The organism is Vibrio cyclitrophicus (assembly GCA_023206055.1).
GTDB classification, from domain to species: domain Bacteria; phylum Pseudomonadota; class Gammaproteobacteria; order Enterobacterales; family Vibrionaceae; genus Vibrio; species Vibrio cyclitrophicus_A.
The window spans coordinates 699,913-717,578 of the sequence record CP065367.1 but is presented as its reverse complement, the minus strand read 5'-3'; the positions used below and the strand labels follow the sequence as shown (position 1 = coordinate 717,578).

At 43.1% G+C, this 17,666-nt stretch carries 16 protein-coding genes; 10 read left to right on the top strand and 6 right to left on the bottom strand.

Annotated features, from left to right (window positions below):
- Positions 1-5 precede the first annotated feature (5 nt).
- Both ITG09_18910 and ITG09_18905 read right to left on the bottom strand, forming a co-directional pair.
- Positions 6-479 (bottom strand): FKBP-type peptidyl-prolyl cis-trans isomerase, encoded by a 474-nt coding sequence (locus tag ITG09_18910; protein UPR55003.1) that lies wholly within the window; start codon positions 477-479, stop codon positions 6-8.
- Between the two features lie 75 nt (positions 480-554).
- Entirely contained in the window at positions 555-1,181 is a 627-nt protein-coding gene (locus ITG09_18905; GenBank protein ID UPR55002.1) for a thioredoxin domain-containing protein, read from the bottom strand.
- A 258-nt stretch (positions 1,182-1,439) separates the two neighbouring features.
- Between ITG09_18905 and ITG09_18900 the strand changes: the two genes are divergently transcribed.
- Positions 1,440-2,075: an OmpA family protein gene (locus ITG09_18900; GenBank protein ID UPR55212.1), complete on the top strand. Its 636-nt coding sequence runs from the start codon at positions 1,440-1,442 to the stop codon at positions 2,073-2,075.
- A gap of 109 nt (positions 2,076-2,184) precedes the next feature.
- Here the strand turns inward: ITG09_18900 and ITG09_18895 are convergent, their stop codons facing one another.
- Together ITG09_18895 and norR are read right to left on the bottom strand one after the other, a co-directional pair.
- Positions 2,185-2,544, bottom strand: coding sequence for a glutaredoxin (locus ITG09_18895; protein UPR55001.1), 360 nt, complete (start codon positions 2,542-2,544; stop codon positions 2,185-2,187).
- Positions 2,545-2,633: 89 nt separating this feature from the next.
- Positions 2,634-4,226: a nitric oxide reductase transcriptional regulator NorR gene (gene norR, locus ITG09_18890; protein ID UPR55000.1), complete on the bottom strand. Its 1,593-nt coding sequence runs from the start codon at positions 4,224-4,226 to the stop codon at positions 2,634-2,636.
- A 369-nt stretch (positions 4,227-4,595) separates the two neighbouring features.
- Between norR and hmpA the strand changes: the two genes are divergently transcribed.
- The 7 genes from hmpA to ITG09_18855 all read left to right on the top strand — a co-directional run bounded on the left by hmpA (position 4,596) and on the right by ITG09_18855 (position 11,854).
- On the top strand, positions 4,596-5,792 hold the full coding sequence (hmpA, locus tag ITG09_18885) for an NO-inducible flavohemoprotein (protein UPR54999.1): 1,197 nt from the start codon (positions 4,596-4,598) through the stop codon (positions 5,790-5,792).
- A gap of 421 nt (positions 5,793-6,213) precedes the next feature.
- Entirely contained in the window at positions 6,214-7,227 is a 1,014-nt protein-coding gene (locus ITG09_18880) for a substrate-binding domain-containing protein (protein ID UPR54998.1), read from the top strand.
- A gap of 22 nt (positions 7,228-7,249) precedes the next feature.
- The gene (locus ITG09_18875; protein ID UPR54997.1) at positions 7,250-8,287 is read left to right on the top strand and encodes an ABC transporter substrate-binding protein; all 1,038 of its coding nucleotides are present in this window, start codon (positions 7,250-7,252) and stop codon (positions 8,285-8,287) included.
- A gap of 47 nt (positions 8,288-8,334) precedes the next feature.
- Positions 8,335-9,147: an ABC transporter permease gene (locus ITG09_18870; GenBank protein ID UPR54996.1), complete on the top strand. Its 813-nt coding sequence runs from the start codon at positions 8,335-8,337 to the stop codon at positions 9,145-9,147.
- A 2-nt stretch (positions 9,148-9,149) separates the two neighbouring features.
- Positions 9,150-9,938 (top strand): ABC transporter permease subunit, encoded by a 789-nt coding sequence (locus tag ITG09_18865; protein ID UPR54995.1) that lies wholly within the window; start codon positions 9,150-9,152, stop codon positions 9,936-9,938.
- Between the two features lie 13 nt (positions 9,939-9,951).
- Positions 9,952-11,034 carry an ABC transporter ATP-binding protein gene (locus ITG09_18860; GenBank protein UPR54994.1) on the top strand — a complete coding sequence of 361 codons (1,083 nt, stop codon included), beginning with the start codon at positions 9,952-9,954 and terminating at the stop codon, positions 11,032-11,034.
- Between the two features lie 4 nt (positions 11,035-11,038).
- A complete protein-coding gene (locus ITG09_18855; protein UPR54993.1) occupies positions 11,039-11,854 on the top strand; it encodes a phosphodiesterase in 816 nt (271 codons plus the stop codon).
- Between the two features lie 133 nt (positions 11,855-11,987).
- On the opposite strand, the gene ITG09_18850 is transcribed toward ITG09_18855, so the two are convergent.
- Positions 11,988-12,968 carry a TDT family transporter gene (locus tag ITG09_18850; protein UPR54992.1) on the bottom strand — a complete coding sequence of 327 codons (981 nt, stop codon included), beginning with the start codon at positions 12,966-12,968 and terminating at the stop codon, positions 11,988-11,990.
- Between the two features lie 203 nt (positions 12,969-13,171).
- Positions 13,172-14,578 (bottom strand): H(+)/Cl(-) exchange transporter ClcA, encoded by a 1,407-nt coding sequence (clcA, locus tag ITG09_18845; protein ID UPR54991.1) that lies wholly within the window; start codon positions 14,576-14,578, stop codon positions 13,172-13,174.
- 607 nt (positions 14,579-15,185) lie between these two features.
- Here clcA and ITG09_18840 point away from each other — a divergent pair.
- Both ITG09_18840 and ITG09_18835 read left to right on the top strand, forming a co-directional pair.
- Positions 15,186-16,169 (top strand): GTP-binding protein, encoded by a 984-nt coding sequence (locus tag ITG09_18840; GenBank protein UPR54990.1) that lies wholly within the window; start codon positions 15,186-15,188, stop codon positions 16,167-16,169.
- A gap of 182 nt (positions 16,170-16,351) precedes the next feature.
- Positions 16,352-17,638 (top strand): DEAD/DEAH box helicase, encoded by a 1,287-nt coding sequence (locus ITG09_18835; protein ID UPR54989.1) that lies wholly within the window; start codon positions 16,352-16,354, stop codon positions 17,636-17,638.
- Positions 17,639-17,666 lie beyond the last annotated feature (28 nt).

Sequence of the window (17,666 nt, the reverse complement as noted above, 5' to 3'; positions counted from 1 at the left end):
TTCGATTATTTGATAGAGATGAGTTCTACGTCAAAAATCAGAGTCGATGATGGTGGGATAGGGCCAGAACTACCTTTACCGTAAGCTAAAGTGCTTGGAATGAATAGACGAACTTTTTGGCCTTCAACCATGTAAGTCAAACCTTCTTGCCAACCTTTGATTACTTGCTTAAGGGCAAATGAGATTGGCTCGCCACGCTCAACAGAGCTGTCGAAAACAGTGCCGTCGAGTAGCGTACCGTGGTAATGAACCGTTACTTTGCTGTTTTTAGTTGGGTGCTCTGTGCCTGTACCTTCTTCAAGAACAAGGTATTGAAGACCGCTTTCAGTCGTAATCACGCCTTCTTTTGTGCCGTTTTCAATTAGAAATTGTTGGCCTTGTTCGAAGTTTTCTCCGCCAGACTTATGATTCGTCCAAGTACGGTAAATCATGAAACCCGCCAAAAGAAAGACAATGACCGGGATGACAAATTTAGACATAGTAAAACCTATTTATATTGAGTGCTGAATTTCGTAGTTAATGCAGAATGTATTAATCTGCTAACAATGCCGTGATTATGGTTGAGTCAAAAGGTAGTTGATCGTTTTTGCAATGCCAGCAACGTCTTGGTGACCTGCTGTGAGTACTTGGTATTTACCGTTGATGATAAAGGTTGGTACTGAGTTGATCTGACCTTTTACTGAGATCTCTTCTGCTTTTTTAACGTAGTCAAACAGAGCGACTTGTTGTTCTTTTTTCAGTTGGTATGGGCTAACCAAACCACGAGAAGTAAACGCTGTCTCGAGTGCTTGTTGACGCTGCTCAGGTGTTGCATCTGCACCCATTTGAACGGCACCAAATAGGTCGTCCATGAACGCGTGGTCTGGCGTCGCATCAAGCTGCATCACTGCTGTGTAGTAGATCATTGCACTGATTTGAGCACTTTCGTTGAACGTTACGTGCATCTTGCCAATAGTTTGGTCTGTTAGAGATTCAATCTCTGGAATTGCACTTTCCATTTGACGGCAGTGACCACAGTTAAGAGAGAAAATTTCAGTGACCGGAGACAAGTTGAATTCTGTTAGAGCAGTTGGAAGCGCTTCGTATTGAACGCCTTTTTGTGGCTCGTCTGTTTCACTACAACCCGCGATAATAAGCACGACAGCGAGTGCTGTGATGAATTTAGTAAATGGTTTAAACATAATGTTTGCTCTAGCGTTGAGAAGTCGTGAGATTCTAACTATTTAGTACGAATTGGAAAACAATTATAAGGTAAATAAATGCAAACAGTTCGAACTAGCGGCTGAAGACAGACTAGTAGACGGTTAACTGTGATCAACAGCACTTTTTTTGGATCTGCTTTCTTTTGGTCTAAAGTTTTTCCTTTGGTGCCGATATAGACATTAGTGAATGGTTTATCTGCATGAGTGGTTGGTGAAGTAATGAGATATTTAGCGATAATGTTAAGCATAGCTTTGGCTGGGTGTGAAGCCACGTCACCAACTGATTTACTTGGCGGTAACATGCTAGAGACTGCACCACAAACCGATTACGACCTGATGCACCCAGAATGGGGTGTGGTTCAAACGACTCATGTAGCAAGCAATCGTGGGTACTCGATTCAGAGCAGCACTCATCAACAAAGAACCATCACGACCAACTACGGACGTGGCGTTTCGACTAACGATCCACTGGAAGTCTTTTTAAGACAAAACCGTATCGATTTTGAAGTGTTGCCAGGTAACCATGTGATGGTAAAGCTTGAGCAGCACGTGAACTTTAAAACAGGTTCAGCATTCCCTGATCCAGCTTATAATCAATGGTTAGATACGCTAGGTAACTACCTTTCTCAACGCCAAGATATCGATGTTGTGATTGAAGGGCACACCGATAACACAGGCACAGATCGAATTAATGATCCTCTGTCAGAGCAGCGCGCAAAAGAAGTAAAAGCTCGATTAGAGAGTAACTATGTGTCCAGTCGTTCTATTTATACTCGTGGCTTCGGTGAGTATGTTCCAGCTTGTACTAATGCTTCTGCGCAAGGCAAGGCGTGTAACCGCCGTGTGGAATTGATGCTGATTGTAGCGAAGTAGTCGTTTGAACTTTCGCTCCTAATTTGAAGCGATTAACGCCAAATAACAGCCATAAAAAATCCCTCACATTCGAGGGATTTTTTGTATCTGGCTTTTATCGCTTTTTTGCTTATGCAAACTGCTTTTCTAAGTAAGTCACGATATCTGAAGATTCGTACATCCACTCAGTTTTGCCGTCTTTTTCGATACGTAGACAAGGCACTTTTACACGACCGCCACCAGCTTCAAGCTCTGCACGGTGTTGCTCGTTGTTTTTTGCATCACGAAGTTCAAATTGAACCGACTGACGTTTCATCGCGCGGCGCACTTTCACACAAAATGGGCACGCGTCGAATTGGTATAACGTGTGCGTTTTTGCTTGCTCATTCACTTTGCTTTGTTCTTCTTGAGAACGCTTCACACCACGTGGGCTGAAAACAAAATTCAATAACAAGATAACACGACCTAAGAACCAACGGATAAACTTCATAACTCTCTCTACATATTTAAAATTAGCGTTACAATTTGCAGCATTATATACACAAGTTTTGTCAGATGCTCGCAACAAACCGCTAATATCTATTTTGTCCGTTCGATCGTGTGAGACTTAGCCACATTTAGCCCTAAACGCTTAGACAGTCGAGTCAGGTTTGCTCGGTCTGTTTTCAAAACTCGCCCTGCTTGTGCCCAGTTAAAGTTGGCATCTTCCAACACCTCAGTAATGATACTGCGCTGAAAATCGTCCGTTGCACCACGTAGCCCTTCAGAAAGATCGATCGTTGGTGTCGATAACGGTGTGTTTTTCACCTGTGTTGTCGCAATAGGTTGATCTTGATCGAGTGGACCACAATCTTCCTTGGTAATTGTCACTAGGTTTTTATTGGTGCTGCGCGCTAACGCTTTCAATGCTGAACGACTGATCACGTGCTCAAGTTCACGCACGTTACCCGGCCAACCATAACGGTTTAGGAAAGAAAGGACGTCAGAGCGGAACTTAACTTGGTTGATACCAAGCTTACGACGCGCTTGTTCTAAGAAGAAACCAGCTAATAGGCTGATGTCGTCACCACGATCTTTCAGTGCAGGCACAGCAATAGGGTACACACTCAATCGGTGATATAAATCGGCTCTGAATCGGCCGTCTTCAACTTCTTGTTTTAGATCTCGGTTTGTCGCTGCCAATACTCGAACATCGATGGTTTGAATGTTGTCTTGGCCAACAGGTTGGATTTCGTTGTTTTGCAGCGCACGTAATAATTTACTTTGCGCGGCTAAAGGCAACTCACCAATCTCATCAAGGAACAGTGTGCCACCATCGGCTAAAGCAAACTTACCTAAGCGGTTTTTGTCTGCGCCAGTGAATGCGCCACGAACGTGACCAAACAATTCACTCTCTACTAAGTTTTCAGGGATTGCAGCACAGTTTACGTAGACGAGTGGGTTACGCTTACGTTGAGATTGATGGTGCAGGGTACGAGCCACGAGCTCTTTACCAACCCCCGTGTCACCATGAATCAAGATATTAAACTCAGACGGCGCTACCACAGCGATGTCGTTCTTAAGTGCGACCATGGTGTCACTGTTACCAATCAACTCACCACCGTCACGTTCCCATGACTCTACATTCAACTCTTCCAGTAACTGTTTTGACTGTTTCGCTTGATGTTCAAGTTGCGAGAAGGTCAGTGCCATTTGCATGCTTGAAGCCGCAATCGCTGCCAGTACTTCAAGGTTACGCGCTGGAATATTAGCGAAGACATCTGGTTTCAGGCTGTCTAGAGTCAGAATACCCAATAGCTTGTCGCCAAATAGTAAAGGTAAGCCCATACAAGCGTGCATCGGTAAATCGCCATCATGGTCAATAAGCAAACCATCGAAAGGATCGGGTAGGGAGCTGTCAGAATCGAAACGAACAGGAGAGCGAGACGCGCAGATCTCTTCAAAACGCGGGTGTTCTGAAATGATAAAGCGACGACCGAATGTATCTCGGCTGAGCCCTTGCATTGCAATGGGTACTAGCGTGTCACCTTGAAGGCTTAAAAGCGCGACACAATCACACGTTATGGTTTTGCGAATAGCATCAATGAGGCGATTGAAACGATCTTGATCGTTCACACCACTCGCGAGGCCAATGGTCATTTCCATGAGGGTAGATGCGGAGATATCTTGCATAAAAAACTCTAACTGTGTGTGTTTATCTACATAGTAGAGTCTTATTGACTTAAAAAAAAGGTCTTTTTGACATTTTTATAAGATGGGTTTTGAGAAGAAAGCCAGAAATGGCGGGGCGTTATAAACTTGGCACTGATTGTGCAGAAGAGACAGTGAATCCCGATTATAGCGCTGATTAAACAGACTATTCTTGATCTCAATCAATCAGGTTGCATTAATCAGGTTTTACGATTTTTTGAAATAAAAACGAGTCAAAATAACTCAGTTTCTAAAAATAACTAAGGTTTCAGAAAATCGATAAGTCATTCTTAATTTTTAAGTAGTCAAAATGACATATAGGTCATAAGGCTCAGTGTTCGGAGTAAATTCATGCTTAACAATGCACATATCGAAATCATCAAATCTACTATCCCTCTACTTGAGAGCGCAGGCCCTGCTTTAACTCAGCATTTTTATCAACGTATGTTCACGCATAACCCTGAGTTGAAAGATATCTTCAATATGACTCACCAAAGAACAGGTCGCCAAGGCGTAGCACTGTTTGAAGCTATCGCGGCATATGCAAAGAACATTGAAAATCTAGCAGCGTTAACAACAGCCGTTGAACGTATTGCTCAGAAACACACAAGCTTTAATATTCAACCAGAGCACTACCAAATTGTTGGTTTGCACCTGATTGAAACACTGCGCGAATTAGCAACAGAAGCATTCACTCCAGAAGTGGAAGAGGCGTGGACAGCGGCTTACCTTTTCTTAGCTCAAGTATTCATCGATCGTGAAGCAGAGCTTTACCTACAGCGTAAGCAAGCGGTAGGTGGCTGGGAAGCAGCACGTACGTTCGTGATTGCAGACAAGATTGAAGAATCAGCGCTAGTAACTAGCTTCATCCTTCAGCCAAAAGACGGCGGTGAAGTTCTGGATTACACGCCAGGTCAATACATTGGTATCGAAGTGAAACCAGAAGGCTCTCAATACAGCGAAATTCGTCAATATTCTCTGTCTGATAAGCCAAACGGCAAACAATACCGCATCTCTGTTAAACGTGAAGGGCAAGGCCAAGATACACAAGGTGTTGTATCTAACCACCTACACGATACAGTTGCTGTTGGTGATGAGGTTAGCCTATACGCACCAGCGGGTGACTTCATGTATCAAGAGCGCAGTAAACCAGTAACGCTTATCTCTGCAGGTGTTGGTGTAACGCCAATGCAGTCTATGCTTGAGTTCCTAAACACGGAAGATAAAAACGAGCCAGTACTTTACCTTCACGCTTGTGAGAACGTAGGCCAACACTCTTTCACGAGTCGTGTTAAAGATATTGTTGCAGACAAAGGTTGGGAAGCGAAAACGTGGTACATGAACAAAGACGAATCTGCATGTGAAAACACACATCAAGGCCAAATGGATCTAGCGTCTATCTCTGATACTAAAGGCTTTGAAGAGAGCGATTTTTATATCTGTGGACCTGTTGGTTTCATGAAAAACATCGTGGAGCAGCTAGACGCACTTAAAGTTGATCGTTCACACGTACACTACGAAGTATTCGGACCTCACGCTAACTTCTAATGATAGTTCTATTAACACTCGCCTGAACTATTAACACCTTACCTATTCAAAGGCCTCACAGTGTGAGGCCTTTTTTCGTTTTCGTCCCTTCAAATCGTGTTCGTCATGACTAGGCGACATGTGACACGCAATTGAGATTGAGTCGCAGAAATCCCCAATTCTAGCTAGTCGAATCGTTTACGCCGATCTTATTGACTTACATCTCTTATAAATGACTTTTTTTACTCGAAATAAATCATTAGAAAATCCGTGTTATTGAGTGAAACGAATTTGTTTCATAAATTAAAGTGTCGCCATTTGCTTTAAAGGTGCTTTTAACGTTGGTTAAAAGTATAGATATCGCCTGTTTTCATTAATAAAACTGTCACACCCGTCATCTAGTCTTGCGTTCATCAATTAACGGGATGGATAGGGATAACGAATGAATATCAAGGATGTGGCAGTTCTCGCGGGTGTTTCTCCTGCGACAGTCTCTCGATTCGTTAACACACCAGAATCTGTGGCTTCTGCTACAGCTCAAAAGATCGAGCGTGTCATCGATACGACAGGTTATCGAATAGACAGGAAGTCGCATGCTCTTGAGTTCAATAAAAACCCAACGATTGGCGTATTGATTCCGAGTTTATTGAATCCCGTATTTTCAGAAGTTGTTGCAGGTATTCAGCAGCGCGCGCGGCATTTTGGCTACTCGACTATAGTGCTGGACACTCAATATGACAGTGAACAAGAACAACAAGCAGCTATCGATCTGATCCGTCAAAGAGTGGAAGGTGTGATCTTAACGATAGCCGATATGTCTGATAATGCTGCACTCGAATTACTCCGAAGTTTTAAATTTCCTTACTGTTTGCTTCATAACCAATCTGTTGAAAATGAACCTTGTGTCTATGTTGATAACTATCAAGCAGGTAAGGATGTTGCACAGAAAATTCTAGAATATGGCCATATCAAAATAGGAATGATTACAGGGCACTTTGCCTCATCCGACCGTGCAAAAAAGCGTTATGAAGGGTTCAAACAAGGTCTCTATGAGAAGGGGGTTGAATTAAGCCAGCTTCTTGAAGTCGACCAAAACAAGCTTGTTCCGTTCACTGACTCTGAGATGAACTTATTAAGCGGTGAGTGTGGTCCTACGGTTTGGTTTTGCAGCAATGATTTACTTGCGCTGAAAACAATGAATGCGTTGAAGAGTACAGGTAGACGAATCCCACAAGACGTTTCGGTTGTGGGCTTTGATGGTATGGGGCTTGGGCAATTGGTGAGTCCGAATTTGGCTACTGTGGCTGTTCCTCATATTGATATGGGGAAAATGGCCGTCGATATTTTGTTTAACGCAAAAGCAGGTTCAATCGAGCGGTTTGAATTTGCGTTGAAGTATGAATTACAAATGAAGGGATCGCTTGGTGCGGTTCCCGTTATAACCCAATTTAATTAATGGAAATTCGTTGGAGAACATAATGGCACCACATCAATTACTACGAGTTAACAAGTCATCAAAAACTAGAAAATTAGCGAGCTTAATTCTTGGTTTTGCTGGCATCGCTTTTCAAGCGCAGGCATCTGATGCGATTTGTTACAACTGTCCACCGGAATGGGCTAACTGGGGAGGACAACTTCAGTTAATTAATAAGGAGTTGGGCATCCGAGTTCCTATGGACAATAAGAACTCAGGTCAGTCTTTATCTCAGTTGGTTGCAGAGAAGAATAGCCCAGTTGCTGATGTGGTCTATTACGGTGTTTCTTTTGGTATTAACGCAACAGAACAAGGCGTTGTTGATACATATAAGCCTAAAAATTGGGATCAGATTCCAGAAGGTATGAAAGATCCTAATGGGAACTGGTTTGCTATCCATTCCGGCACTATTGGCTTTTTTGTGAATGTTGATGCTCTTGATGGCGCAGAAGTGCCGACGAGCTGGGAAGACCTGTTGAAACCTGATTATAGAGGCATGGTTGGGTATTTAGATCCAACGAGTGCTTTTGTTGGTTACGCAAGTGCTGTAGCAGTTAATGAGGCTATGGGTGGCGATATTGATAATTTCAAACCAGCCATTAAGTATTTTCAACAGTTGGCAAAGAATCGCCCAATTGTTCCTCGACAAACTTCTTATGCTCGTGTGATTTCTGGTGAGATCCCTATTTTAATTGATTACGATTTCAATGCCTATCGCGCAAAATACAACGATTTTACTAATGCGGCTTTTGTTATCCCCAAGGAAGGCTCTATCGCTGTTCCTTATGTAATGAGTAAAGTGAAGAATGCTCCGAATTCAGAGAATGCTCAGAAGATTTTAGACTTTGTCTTGTCAGATAAAGGCCAACAATTATGGGCAGAAGCCTATTTACGCCCAGTAATTGATGGTGTGATGAGCGAAGAGGCGCAAAGTAAGTTCCTCCCAGCTTCAGAGTACGAACGAGTAGGCTCTGTTGATTTCGCAAAAATGTCTGAAAATCAATCTACATTTGCGGATATGTATATTCGAGAAGTGAACTAATAGCCTATTAAAATGTTGGATGGCGGGTTACACCCGCCAATATCTCTATGAAAAATGATCGTATTTCCTTATTTCTGATTTTGCCAGCCATCACCGTTAGCTGTGCATTTTTTCTATTGCCAGTCGTGCAGTTAATCAAGGTTTCGCTAATAGATGGCGGCGCTATAAGTTACTGGCATATTTTAACTAGACCTATCTATTTAAAAAGTTTGATTTCGACAGTTGGACTGTCTGTTTTAGTCACTCTGGTTAGTTTAGCGATAGCGACCATCTCAGGACTGTTTTTGACTCGCTATGACTTTAAAGGTAAGCAGATCTTGGTTGCAATGCTGAGCTTCCCATTGGCTTTCCCAGGTGTTGTTATTGGTTTTTTTGTCATCATGCTTTCAGGGCGACAGGGACTTTTCGCTCAGCTTGGGTTGATGTTGACGGGTGAACGTTGGATGTTTGCTTATACGATGGCAGGGCTGTTTTTGGGTTATTTATATTTTTCTATTCCACGGGTTGTATTGACCGTAATGGGAACGGCGGAAAAGCTTGATCACAATCTACTTGAAGCCGGTCGATCCCTAGGTGCAAATCGTTGGCAGATCTTTAAAGACGTCACGCTTCCGGCGCTAACCCCCGGCCTAATCTCTTCGGGTTCGATTTGTTTTGCTACATCTATGGGAGCATTTGGTACCGCGTTTACGTTGGCGACTAATATCAACGTTCTTCCTATGACGATATATACCGAATTTACGCTCAATGCCAATTTCGCAATGGCAGCTGCACTGAGTTTGATTCTCGGCCTAGTGACTTGGTTTTGTTTGGCGTTGGCTAAGCGTTATGGCAACGCATCTGCAGCGATGGGGGGATAATAATGAAAAAAGATAAATACTTTTACATGCAGCTGTTTTTCACATTGACGGTATGTGCGTTCTTGATTGTGCCGGTGTTTATGTCGGTAGTCGCTGGTCTTACAAATAACTATTTTGTCGGTGTTAAAAGTGGGTTTACCTTTCGTTGGGTTGAACAAGTATGGGCACTGTATTCAGATACGATTTGGTTAACCCTACAAATAGCCATTGCAACCACGTTAATCAATGTTGTCATAGGTGTACCGTGTGCTTACGTACTTGCGAAAAGTAAAAGTAGATGGGCTTCTATTTTTGACGAGCTACTTACACTCCCCATTGCAATTCCGGGGATGGCAATTTCGTTAGGTTTGATTCTAGCGTATGGAGGGTTTAATGACTTCCGCTCAAGTTGGATGTTTATTCTTGTTGGTCATGTGATTTTCACACTGCCTTTCATGGTTAAGTCTGTTCTATCAATTTTGCAGAGTATTAACTTCCGTGTTCTTGAGGAAGGCGCTGCAAGTCTTGGAGCGACTTTTTGGCAGCGATTTTTCGATGTGATTGTACCCAACTGCAAGGCTGGTATTGTCGCTGGTATGTTGATGACACTCACTTTGTCTATTGGCGAGTTTAACCTGACATGGATGCTACACACACCATTGACGAAAACGCTGCCTGTTGGACTTGCTGATTCATATGCTTCTATGCGACTTGAGATAAGTTCAGCGTACACACTTATTTTCCTTTGTTTAATTCTCCCTCTATTGGTCTTGGCTCAAGCGTTGAACAAGAAACCAGTGATAAATAATTAAGATCAAAATCAATATGTTAGAACAACAAAATGGCGTGGAAATTTCGCTAAATAATATTACGAAGACATTCCCAGATGGAACCTTGGCATTAAAGCCGACAAATCTCAAAATTGAGGCGGGCGAAATCTTAGTTTTGCTGGGCCCATCAGGATGCGGAAAGACAACTACATTGCGTATGATTGCAGGCCTAGAGTTTGCGGATGAAAATGGCGGCACGATTGTGTTTGGTGATCATGATGTTACGTGTTTACCAATCGAACAACGTAAAGTTGGGATGGTGTTTCAGTCTTATGCTCTATTCCCGAATATGAATGTTAGCGAAAACATTGCTTATGGACTTAAGGTTCGTGGAGTCGCTCCGTCTGAGATAACCAGAAAACTAAAAGAAATGCTTAACATGTTCGACTTAGAAAAGTATGCGAGTCGAAATGTCCATCAGCTTTCAGGAGGCCAGCGTCAGCGCGTCGCTTTAGCAAGAGCAATTACCACTGAACCAGATGTTCTTTTACTTGATGAACCGTTATCTGCATTAGATGCTCTTCTGAAACAAAGGTTACGTGGTGATATCCGAAATCTCTTAAAAAAACTCGGCATTACAGCGGTATATGTCACTCATGATCAAGAAGAGGCAATGGCTATGGGGGATCGCATTGCGGTTTTAGACCATGGAGAAATTGCGCAAATTGGTTCAGCAAAAGATATCTATTTGAAGCCAGTTAACAACTTTGTTGCCGATTTTATTGGTCAAATGAACCGACTCGAAGGGAGTGTGGGTGATGGACAACTGATGTTGGATACAGGCAAACAGATTACTTTGTCTGATCAAGTGCTCTCACAGGTCTCTACTAATAAAGAAATCAGCGTAATGTTAAGGCCTGAAGATATTTTACTAACGCAAGTAACTGATGAAAACAGCGCACTAACTGCAACGGTTATTAGTACTGTATTTCTTGGCGACCGCACGCGCGTAACGTTGTCGGGCTTACAGAAAAACAGAACTCTGATGGTTGATTGTTTTGCTCGAGTTGATTATCAAATTGGTCAAGTTGTCATTATCTCGTTCGCCCCTGAGCGGCTAATTCTTTTAAAGAAGTAATACTATGTTAATTGCACAACTGACAGACCTGCACATCAAGCAGGGGGGCAAGCAGGCCTATAAGAAAGTTGATACGTTGAAATGTTTATATGATGCCGTAAACCATATCAACGACTTACGCCCGAGACCTGATTGTGTCGTGGTTACTGGTGATTTAGGTGACTTTGGTTTGATCGAAGAATACCAACTGATCAACGAAGCTCTTGAGAAGTTCGACATGCCGTTATATGTCATTCCTGGTAATCATGATGATAGACACAATCTGCGTGAGGGCTTGTCGAATCTTGTTTCGTTTGACCACGATGAATATTGTAATTTTGTCGTAGATAATCATGACGAGGTGCTTATTGGATTAGACTCTTCAGTTCTTGGTAAACCCTATGGATATTTAACTGCGGATACTTTGGAATGGCTTAGTTTGGTCTTAGACCAATATCAAGATAGGGCAATAATGTTGTTTATCCATCATCCTCCGATGGTCGTAGGCTTGAACCATATGGATGTGCAGAACTTGCAGAATGCTGATGAGTTTTACGAAGTCATTAAGCCTTTTAGCAATATCCTGGGTATTTGTGCTGGCCACCTACATCGACCAATTACAGCAGTTTGGAATTCAATTCCAGTTTGGGTGGGGCCTTCTCATAGTCATTCAGTCACATTAGATCTCGACCCAAAGGCAAATTCATCTTTTTCATTAGAACCTAAAGCGATACAACTTCTGACTATAGCTAAGAAGTCCGTGGTTTCTCATATTAGTTATATAGAAGATAGTGATGGTCCTTATCCATTCTTTGACGAATATGGTGCTTTGATCGATTAAACATTATTGTTGTAAGTTGATTTAGCGCGAACGAATAACGCCATTTGTTACATGTAACAAATGGCGTTATTTTTGGGTCTAGGCGCTAAGTTTTGTTGGCACAGATAAGCAACAGAATTTCATTAAGTAAACGCTAAGAACGTTTGATCTTTTTAGACATGTAGTCAGAATCGAAAAACTCCGGCCAATACATCTTCACATAACCGCCTGCAACCCAAATGACCAAGATCGTCGCGATGGTCAGCTCGAAGAAGCCAAACTTGTGTAGCCAGTACCATTGTGGGTATTCAGCACCGAAAAAGGTGGTTAAGCGATGCATGGCAATGGCGCTAATCACCGATGGGAAGGTAACAGCAGCAATTGAAGGCTGGAACTTGAGGCGCATTAATCGGATGTAACACAAGTAAATCAACAGAGTCATGGTGATGGCAATACCAGCCAGCGCGCCTGTCAGAATCGGGTCTGGGTTGTCGAAGTTAACCAAGTAAGCAGCTAAAGATAAGTTAACCGGAGCTGCCATGATGGCGAGTGTTGGTCTTGCCCGGCGAGGAAGATTGCCTTCGAACACCAAGCGGTACAACACCACTGGCAACATAAGGAAATAGATACCAATACAAGTGGCTGCAAGTGTTTCTGAAAAGACGGTATGTCCAAACTGTGTGCCCGCTAAGGAACTGCTGATCAAACCGACCGGATACAGAAACCAACTTGGTACAATGTTCGACATTTTGAAGTTGATGATCTGAAAACTAAAGAACAACACCATCATAGTAAAATGCAACAACAACGCGCAGAACCAAACTGGGTAAGCGATGACAGGCGATATCTCGGCTAAATAGTCGCACAGAATCAGTAAAGCCATGCTCATGGGTGCCATCAAGCTTCCACTTAACGGGTGGCGAATATCATTAAGGAAAGTATTAAAGTTTGTTAAATAGCGTAGTAAAACAGGCAGCAGCAACAGTGCGCCGAATGAAGCTAGATAGGGACGAATAATCTCGCCAATGCCCGGGACATATAGCGCCCAAGCTTGTCCTAGCCCAATAACGCCAAGTGCTAAAGACGCCTGAGATGGCGGCACATTTTTTACTTGGGTTAATCTTCTCCAGTTCAACGACTTGCTCCGACTTAGTTAATTACAGAATATTGGATTATTTGCTTTAGTTAGAGCGTGTAGGCGTTTAATCAATAGATTTTGAGGGCACTCAACTAATTTTGAGTGGATGATACCAAGTTTAACGTTTGCTTTTTTGATTTTGATACGGAATCGGGAGATTAAACACGTCGAATGTGTATTTTTTCATGAGTCATTTGTAATTAACGGACTTCCTCTTGCTGGGGGAGGTCTTGTTGTCTTAGCTTCTCGTTTTTCAGCGTACGGTTAAGCAGTTGGCTGTAAATTGGCTGCCCACCTAACATTTGAGCAATGATTACCGCGCCTAAGCAGGTGATGATCAACGGCAGGATGAGGTAGTAGTTATTGGTCATTTCAATAACCAACAGTATGCCCGTGATAGGTGCTCGCACGGTGGCGGCAAATAAGGCTCCCATGCCAGCAATTGCAAACATACCCGGTTCAATATTCAGTTCCGGAAAGAATGCTGCCGCGATAAGCCCGAACGCATAACCAAAGAGTGTTCCTAGCGCAAGCATTGGTGCAAAGATACCGCCTGGCGCACCAGAGCCGAAACAAAGCAGAGTAGTCAGAACGCGCCCTAGGAAGATCAATAACAATACGTTGGTGCTGTAGCTGCCATTAGTGATGTTAGGGATGATACCAATACCACCACCAGTTAATTCAGGTATATAGAGCAGCAACAAGCCAAAGCAACCGCCAAGTAGGGTACCAGTCATCAAGTAGCGTTTACGGTCATTCTTGTGTATTGCCACAAACAGGTCTTGAGAAAGCGTAATCAGTTTATTGAAAATCACACCAAACAGACCGAATAACACACCTAACAGCAAGAACAACCAAAGTGCCTCGAGTTCAGGCGGGTGGTATTGAGGCATTGTGATAACAGCAGACTGGCCGTTTATAGAGCGAAATACAATGTTGGCTGAAACTGCTGAGATAATGACGGCTTTGATTGATATGAGTGAGTAGCGAAATTGTGGTCTCATCTCCTCGACCACAAACATGATGCCAGCTAGCGGTGCATTGAATGCGGCGGCTAAACCACCAGCTGCGCCTGACGCCAACAGGGAGTGACGAGTGTCATCATCTTTAACTCGAAATATATCTGTGACCATACGACCAATACTACCGCCCATTTGAACGGTTGGTCCTTCACGGCCTAACACCATACCAGAGCCTAACGCGCCCATACCGCCAAAGAATTTTACTGGTAATACTCTCCACCATCGAACAGGACGCATGCCGTCCATCGCACCTTCTATTTCAGGGATACCTGAACCGGCAGCTTCTGGAGCAAAGCGGTGGACGAGGAAATAGCCAATAAAGGCGAATGCAGCACTAATAAGGAAAGCAGCAAGCCAAAGTGGTAAATGGCTACCGATTTCATCTTTCAGCCAATCGGTACGAGTTTCTGTGATGAAATGAACCGCAACCTCAAAATAGGTACCCACTACGCCAGCAAGTACCCCCACAATACAAGAAAGAAAGAGAACGGAAGCTGGAGTTTTATCTCTTGAGAGAAATTGATTAATAGCATCCCTTGGCATCTTGGCTAATAAGGACTGCTTAATTTTCTCTCTTCTGGTCATAGAGATAAGTCTCCTGAATGAGTTAGGGCGGGATTGAAATAAATTATACGCTTCCTCTGCATATCCTATAGCAACAAAGATGCAAAGTTGAATTTCATTTATGGAATATACGTGTTACATAAATGATATATATGGTCAATAGTGGAATCACCGTCACAATTTTGAACGATTCTCTGGTGGCGGCTTGAATATCACCAAAAATGAACCATAGTTAAATCGTAAAGCAACATAACAAACCGCAAGGAGAAGTGAGGTTTTACACACAATTTGGATGGATTCAGAAACAAATTTTTAGTTCCTCGTTAAATGTTCAGGTCGATATTTAAGGCTTCCTGATTCGCGAACTCACGATTGAGTAACGAGGGTGAGGCGTACTGAGTAAGTACGCCTTTAGTTCGTTTGGAGCATCCAAAATTTAACTTTCACTTCTATTATCTATTTATCAGCTTAAGCCTTCACACTTCGTTAAGTGCAATCTCTCTGTGAGTTAGCCTAATCTTCGGTATCAGCCAATCCATTCTTCTGCTCGCCAATCTGAGTATAAACAAGCGATTGGGGTCAACTTTTTGGTGATTAAGTATATACTCCCTTAAAAAGGAGAACTGATATGACCAAAAAAGTTCCTACAAACATCATTACGGGCTTCTTAGGCGTTGGTAAAACGACAGCCATTTTGAACCTACTAAAAAATAAACCTGAAAATGAAAACTGGGCTGTTCTTGTTAATGAATTCGGGGAAATCGGCATTGACGGCGCATTGATGACAGATCAAGGCGCTTTGATTAAAGAAGTGCCGGGTGGCTGCATGTGTTGTACTGCGGGTGTGCCTATGTCGGTAGGTATTAATGCCTTACTTCGCCAAAAACCAGACCGTTTATTGATTGAGCCGACAGGGCTTGGTCACCCTAAACAAGTGATTGCGACACTGACTTCCGATCAGTACACGCCTTATGTTGATCTAAAAGCGACGCTTGGTTTGGTTGACCCACGAAATCTATCCAATGAAAAGTACACCTCGAATCAGAATTTCAATGACCAATTAAACAGTGCTGATGTGATTCTTGGGACTAAGGTTGATCTTGTTCATTCTGAAGACATCGATGTGTTCAATGATTGGGTGACGGATCAAACGCCAGCAAAAGTATTCCATAAGCTAATTCACGATGGTGAAGTGCCATTGGAAGTGTTGGATATTGAAAGAGTATACGGCAGTGCTTCATCTCATCTTGAAGCGCATCATCACGATCACGCTGAACAAGAGCCACAATTCCAACTTCCTCCCGGTGAAGTTTTCATCCGTAAAGAGAATAAAGGTCAGGGCTATTTCAGTTGTGGTTGGCTTTTTGGTGCAGAGCATAAGTTCGACTTCGATGCACTATTCTCAATGTTGTCAGATCTAACGGCTGAGCGTGTAAAAGCCGTAGTGAACACCGACCAAGGTTGCTACGCATTCAATGTGGCGAATCAAGTGGTGTCAGTGAATGAAATTTCCCTTGATGGCTTCGAATCTCGTCTTGAAGTGATCGACTCGCAGCTCATGCCGTGGGGCGAACTCGAGCAGATTCTTCTCAAGCTGTGTGGCATCCAATAGCCCTGTTTTTGCTGTTTGAACCAAGGATCTTGGTGTTTACTTCGTTGAAGGCGGGATAAACACCAGATTAAATGAGAAAGTTTGCGTTATATCACGATAAATGTGAGATAAATCACTCTAATTACTTTATAGTGCTCGGCTGAAATAAGAATGTAGGCTGTCTGCTTAAGGAACCCGTAACAATGTCATTTTCCTCTCAAGGTTTTGCTCCTGAATTAGTCAAAGCGTTGACTGAGTGTGGTTATGAAAAACTCACTCCAATTCAACAAAAGGCGATTCCAATGGCTCGTAAAGGCCATGATATTTTTGCTACTGCTCAAACCGGTACGGGTAAAACAGCGGCATTTTCATTGCCTGTTATTCAGCACCTTTTGAACAGCGGTAAAAAGGCGTCTAGAGGAACGGCTCGCGGCCTTATTCTTGCTCCAACTCGAGAGCTCGCTGCGCAGATCGCTCAAAACATTAAAGACTACGTTAAATACACTGAACTAAGCGTTTCAGCGGTTTACGGTGGTAACAAAATGTCTTCACAAGTTCGTCAATTAGAACTGGGTGTGGATATTTTGGTTGCAACACCTGGCCGTTTGGAAGAACACTTAGAAGCGGGTAACGTATCTATCGCAAACCTAGAATTCCTAGTATTCGATGAAGCTGACCGTATCCTTGATATGGGCTTTATCAATGCCGTTCGTAAGATCATGTTGGATGTAGAAACATCGCCGCAAATCATGATGTTCTCTGCAACGACTTCTACTCAGTTAAACCAGCTGTCTGTTGATATTCTGCGTAAACCTAAACGTATTAGTGTTGAGCGCGAAAACTCAACGGCTGCTACTGTAGGTCACGTGGTGTACCCAGTGGATCAAGAGCGTAAAACTGAACTGCTTTCTGAACTAATTGGTCGTAAAAACTGGCGCCAAGTGCTTGTTTTCGTGAACTATAAAGAAACAGCGAACGATGTAGTTAAAGAGCTTAAGCTAGACGGTATTAAAGCAGTACTTTGTCACGGTGATAAAGCGCAAAGCGCTCGTCGTCGTGCTTTGGATGATTTCAAAGAAGGCAGAGCACGTGTGATGGTGGCAACCGACGTTGCGGCTCGTGGTCTTGATATCGAAGACTTACCACACGTAATTAACTACGACATGCCTTTCCTAGCGGAAGATTACGTTCACCGTATTGGCCGTACAGGTCGTGCTGGTAAACAAGGTCACGCAATCTCTTTCGTCAACCGCGAAGAAGAGCTGACTGTTGTCCAAGTTGAAAAACTGATTCAACAGCGTATTCGCCGTGTTGAACAACCGGGTTATGAACCGAAAAAACGTGATGCTTACATCGAGAAACTGAACACTAAATCGGCGTACAAAAACCGTCAGGGTCGTAAGAACAACGCGAACGAAGAGCCACAAGATCAAGCAAGCGCTGAACGTCGTTTGACTATGATGAAGCGAATTAAAAACCGTCGTAAGTAAAATTACGGTTGGTAATGAAAAAGAGCCA